The sequence below is a fragment of the Phytoactinopolyspora endophytica genome (assembly GCF_004138495.1).
GTDB lineage: Bacteria > Actinomycetota > Actinomycetes > Jiangellales > Jiangellaceae > Phytoactinopolyspora > Phytoactinopolyspora endophytica.
In genome coordinates this window covers 147,467-152,954 of sequence record NZ_ML142855.1, presented here as the reverse complement: position 1 = coordinate 152,954, position 5,488 = coordinate 147,467, and the positions used below count along the sequence as shown (strand labels likewise).

The following is a 5,488-nucleotide window of genomic DNA, read 5'->3' as shown; positions in this document are numbered from 1 at the left end:
TCGCACAAGAGTATGTCAAGACATACGATCAAATGCCTCTCGGGTGATCCACCCGACCACACAGAGACAGACGCTCATGGCTGAGCGTCGGCGAGGAGACCCAGTGAAGCGTCACCACCTGATCCGCTCGCTTGCCACCGCTACGGTGACGATCGGCGCGCTCGTACTCGCGTCATGCTCGAGCGACGACGGGGGTTCCGACGGCGAAGTCGTGCTCGAGCTCATGCAGTCGGGCGATGTCAACCAGGGCGGCGGCTACGCCCAGCTAGCGGAGAAGTACCTCGAAGAGACGGGCGTGCGCTTGGAGGTCGTCGAGGTACCCAACGAGGACCTGCGTACACGCCTGCGCACCGCGTCGCAGGCGAACGACCTACCGGCGTTGGCGGCGTCGCCGTCGACCGACCCGGCATGGACCGACCGCCTCCTTGACCTGACCGACATCTTCAACGATGTCGGTATCATCGACACCCTCTCGGTCGCCGACCCCGCCGACGACCAGGTCAAGGCACTGCCGACGACCCTCACGGGCGTGGGCATGTTCCTCAACCAGTCGCTGTGGGACGAAGCCGGCGTGGACTATCCGACGACACTCGACGAGGAGTGGACGTGGGACGAGTACGTCGAGAAGTCGAATGAGGTCGTTGAGGCCACAGACGCCGAGTTCGGCGTCGTCATGGACAACTCCGCACATCGCCTGCGCTCCTTCCTCTACGAGTTCGGCAGCGATGGCGTCACCGAGCAGTCCGACGGCAGCTGGGCGCTCGACGAGGCCGGGGCGGACGGGCTGGAGTACTTCAAGCAGCTACACGAGGACGGCGTCATGCCCCAAGCGGTGTGGGGTGCGGCGGACGACCCGAGTGCGACGTTCAAGTCGGGTCGCGTCGCCGGCTACATGTCGGGCGTGTGGCAGATCGCGGACTTCCAGGAGACCATCACCGACTTCGAGTGGGTCTCCGTGCCGTTGCCGCAGCAGCCGGTGCGCGCGACCAACTACGGTGCCGCGTCGTGGATCGTGGCGTTCGACGGCACGGGCGTCGAGGAGGAGACCCTCGACTTCATCGAGTGGCTGTACTCGGAGGAGAACTACCGCGAGTATTGCGAGATCTCGGGCTGCCTGCCCGTGCTGGACGGGCTCGAGGTCAGCTACGACGAGGACGAGTACGCGTTCCAGCTGTACAACGGCGAGATCCTCGCGTCTCCGGACATCTCGGCGGTGCAGACGACCGATGGCGTGCTGCACGGCTACCAGGGCAAGTCCGTCGACTCCGAGCCCCTCCAGGACGAGACGATCAAGTTCCTCAACGGCGAGCAGTCGCTCGAGGAGACAGTGGAGAACATCGGCAGCGTCTCAACCGAGCAGCTGGCCGACTGAGCGCGGCGCACGAAGGAAGCTCATAGTTCTATGACTCTCCCCACCTTGAGTCCGTCCTCCTCCGCCCATCGGGCGGGGGAGGACGGTCGCCGCGTTCGGCGCCGCCGAATCAGCCGCTACCGCCTCGCGCCCTTCATCTTCACGGTCGCCACAGCAGTACTGTTCGGCCTGTTCTTCCTGTGGCCTGGCGTGCTCGGGCTGTCGTACTCGCTCACCGACTACCGCGGCTGGGGAGAACCCGAGTTCGTCGGGATGTCCAACTACACCGACCTGTTCGGAGACTCTGAGTTCTACCAGTCGCTCGGGCGCACGCTGTTGTACGCCGCCTTCGCGGTGCCTGTCGGTTATTGTCTGGCGCTTGCCATGGCCGTGGCCCTCACCACGAAGCGAGCGCGGGGCAAGACGCCGGCGCGCATCATCTTCTTCGTGCCATGGCTCGTTTCGCCCATCGTCGCCGGTGTCATCTGGCGGTGGATGTTCGGCGAGAGCTTCGGGTTCGTCAACTACATCATCCGTCTGCTGGGCGGAGACTCGGTGCAGTGGGCGAGCAACGCCGACTTGTCGCTTTTCGTCGCGGTGCTCGCATCTGCGTGGGGCGGCGCCGCCTTCAATATGCTGCTGTTCATCGCGGCCATCAGCAACGTGCCGCAGTCGTACTATGAGGCCGCGGAACTCGACGGAGCGAACGGCCGGCAGCGCTTCTGGTATATCACTTTGCCGTCCATCGCTCCGACCTCCGTGCTCGTCATCCTGCTGTCGTCGCTGACCGCCATGAAGGAGTTCGCGATGATCCAGGCGCTCAACGGCGGCGGGCCCGGTACGCAGAACCGCCTGATCGTCCAGTACATCTATGAGACCGGATTCGAGCGCTCGCTCGTCGGATATGCGAGTGCGGCCTCGATGGTCCTGTTGGTGATCCTCATGGTCATCGCGATCATCCAGCTCCGTATCAGCAAGAGGAAGAACGCATGGTGACGACGGACGCGCTCACGGTGCCCCCGAAGAAGCGCAAGAAGTATGACCGGCGGCGCGGGCACGGTGAAATCCGCCGCAGCATCTTCCCCACCACCATGCTGTGGGTCCTCGCCGCGCTCATGGCGTTCCCTCTGCTCTGGTTCCTGTTGTCGTCGTTCAAACCGGGCGGCGAGTTGTTCAGCTACCCCCTGTCGTTCTTCCCGCGGGAGTGGACACTCGGTGGTTACGAGGATGCGTTCGAACGCATCGATTTCCTGCGCTACCTCGGCAACACGTTCACCGTAGCGGCAGTGACGACGATCATCACCGTGTTCCTGTGCGCGTCGACAGGCTACGCGCTGGCGAAGTACAAGAACCCGTGGCTCAGCGTGCTCGGCCTGTGCGTCCTGTCGATGACGATGCTGCCGGGCGAGGTCATCCTGAACCCGATGTTCATGGTCGTGCGTGACCTCGGCATGTACAACTCGCTGCTGGGCGTCATCATGCCGTCGATACTCACGCCGACGGGTGTGTTCATGTTCCGCCAGTTCTACCTGACGGTCCCGGACGAGCTCATCGATGCCGCCCGCATCGACGGCGCGAGCGAGTACGGCATCTTCCTGCGCATCATGGTGCCGCTGGCGCGGCCCATCATGCTCACGCTCGCGATCGTGTCATTCCAATGGCGCTGGAACGACTACATTCTGCCGCTCATCATCCTGGGCGACCCCGATCAGTTCACACTGCAGATCGCCTTGCGTTCGCTCGTCGGCGCCGAGAACATCAACTGGAGCGTGCTGCTGTCGGCGTCCGTGCTGTCGATGATCCCGCTGATACTCCTCTATCTCGTGTTCCAGAGGTACGTCACCTCGTCGAACATCAACGCAGGGCTCAAGGACTGAGGGCGTGCACGTACAGGCGTCTTCGATCCTGGCGAGGGCCGGCCGCTGGCTCGGGGAGCATCTGGCCGACGCGGTCATCGCCGAGAGCGTGCCGCTCGACGTCGCGGCGTGGACGGTGCCGGGCGAGCCGGGCGGCGCGGGCGAGCCCGTTCCGTTCGGCGATCTGCCTCACCCGGAGACGTTCACGCCGGTGGCTCCCGGCTTCGAGTGGGGGCGGCCATGGGGCACCACCTGGTTCCATGTCACCGCCAGGGTACCGGCGGGTTGGGCGCCTGAAGATCGGCACCGCATCGAGCTGTCGCTCGACCTCGGGTTCAACGCCGCCAAGCCAGGGTTCCAATGCGAAGGGCTGGTGCGTACTCCGGCAGGGCAGGCGGTGAAGGGTCTCGAACCCCGCAATCATCACGTGCCGCTCGAGGCGGTGCCCGGCGAGGCGGTCGCGTTTCTGGTCGAGGCCGCGTCCAACCCGGACCTGTCGGGAGGCGACGACTTCAAGGGGGCACGTGCGTACGCGCCGACGCCGTTCGGCGACCCGAGGGACGCACCTGACGCACCGTTGTACCGGCTGGGGCGGCTCGAGATCTACCGGATCGACACCGAGGTCGAGCGTCTTGTCCGAGAGGTGACCGTGCTGCACGGCCTCGCACTCGAACTCGGCGAGAACGAACCGCGCAGGGCAGCGCTGCTGGCGGGCCTTGACCGTGCGCTCGATGAGCTCGACCCCGACGACCCCGCAGCATCGACGCCGGCCGCGCGGGCCGTGCTCGCACCCCTGCTCGCCTCCCCCGCGGCTGCGTCGGCACACCGCATCATCGCGACAGGTCACGCGCATATCGACTCGGCGTGGCTGTGGCCGACCCGAGAGACAGTGCGCAAGGTCACACGCACCTTCGCGAATGTGGTCGACCTGATGGACCGTGACCCGGACGCGGTGTTCACCAGCTCGTCGGCACAGCACTTCGCCTGGCTCAAGCGCCAGGACCCTGAGCTGTACTCACGGGTGAAGCAGCGCGTTGCCCAGGGCCGCATCGTTCCTGTCGGCAACATGTGGGTCGAGTCCGACGTGAACATGCCGTCGGGCGAGTCTCTGGCGCGCCAACTCTCGCAGGGAACCCGCTTCTTCGAGCGGGAGTTCGGAGCTCGCAGCGACGTCGGGTGGCTGCCCGATTCATTCGGATATCCGGGCGCGCTGCCGCAGTTGCTGCGCAAGGCAGGGATCCGCTGGTTCTTCACGCAGAAGATGTGCTGGAACGATGCCAACCGGATGCCGCACCACACGTTCCTCTGGGAGGGCATCGACGGGACACGGATTCTCACGCACTTCCCGCCCAACAACACCTACAGCGGCGATATGCGACCCGTCGAGCTCGCTCGCAGCGTGCGCAACTTCGCCGACCACGCCGGCGCCTCGCTCTCGCTCATGCCGTTCGGATACGGCGACGGCGGCGGAGGGCCGACGCGCGAGATGATGCAGGACGCACGTCTGCAGTCCGATCTCGAGGGCTCGCCGCGGGTGCGGTTCGACACGGCCAGCGCCTTCTTCGGCGCGGTGGAGCGCGAATACGCAGGGCCGCCCGTGTGGTCAGGCGAGATGTACCTCGAATTCCATCGCGGCATCTACACCTCGCAGGCGCGTACGAAACGAGGCAACCGTCGCAACGAGCAGCTGCTCACCGAGGCCGAGCTCTGGTCGGCGAGCGCCGCCGTGCGCGCGGGCGCGCCGTATCCGCACGATGAGCTGGACGAGCTGTGGCAGGAGGTGCTCCTGCTCCAGTTCCACGACATCCTGCCCGGTACCGCGATCGCGTGGGTGCACCGCGAGGCCGAGGCTTCGCATGCGCGCGTCACCGAACGGTTGGAAGGTCTCATCGACGACGCGCTGCGAGCGCTGGCGGGTGCGGGAACGCGCCGCCTCACGATCAATGCGGCGCCGTTCCCCGCGGCGGGTGCCCCCGCATTCGGCGGGGCGGTGGACGTTGCGGATATGACAGACATGGTGGATATCACCGAACTGCCGCACGGTGGCGTCGAGCTGACCTCGGCCGCGCTGCGCGTCGAGATCACCGCGAACGGGCTCATCGCGCACGTCGTCGACCTCGCATCGGGGCGCGACCTCATCGCGCATGGCAAGGCGGCGAACCTGCCGCAGCTGCACGTGGACGCGCCGGCGAAGTGGGACGCGTGGGACCTCGACCGCTCGTACCGTGCGAACGCCGTCGACCTCGTGGACGGCACAGCGACGTTATGCGAAGACGGCAGC

Annotated in this window: 4 protein-coding genes; all 4 read left to right on the top strand. The window is 66.0% G+C overall.

Going from position 1 to position 5,488, the window contains the following annotated elements; all coding sequences use genetic code 11:
* The first annotated feature begins 103 nt into the window (after positions 1 to 103).
* On the top strand, positions 104 to 1,372 hold the full coding sequence (locus ELR45_RS15545; RefSeq protein WP_205856657.1) for an ABC transporter substrate-binding protein: 1,269 nt from the start codon (positions 104 to 106) through the stop codon (positions 1,370 to 1,372).
* A gap of 30 nt (positions 1,373 to 1,402) precedes the next feature.
* Positions 1,403 to 2,347: a carbohydrate ABC transporter permease gene (locus ELR45_RS15540; protein WP_129667226.1), complete on the top strand. Its 945-nt coding sequence runs from the start codon at positions 1,403 to 1,405 to the stop codon at positions 2,345 to 2,347.
* Positions 2,341 to 3,228, top strand: coding sequence for a carbohydrate ABC transporter permease (locus tag ELR45_RS15535; RefSeq protein WP_129667225.1), 888 nt, complete (start codon positions 2,341 to 2,343; stop codon positions 3,226 to 3,228). Before ELR45_RS15540 ends, ELR45_RS15535 begins: the two co-directional genes overlap by 7 nt.
* A 4-nt stretch (positions 3,229 to 3,232) precedes the next feature.
* A partial coding sequence (locus ELR45_RS15530; RefSeq protein WP_205856656.1) for an alpha-mannosidase occupies positions 3,233 to 5,488 on the top strand: 2,256 nt, incomplete at its 3' end.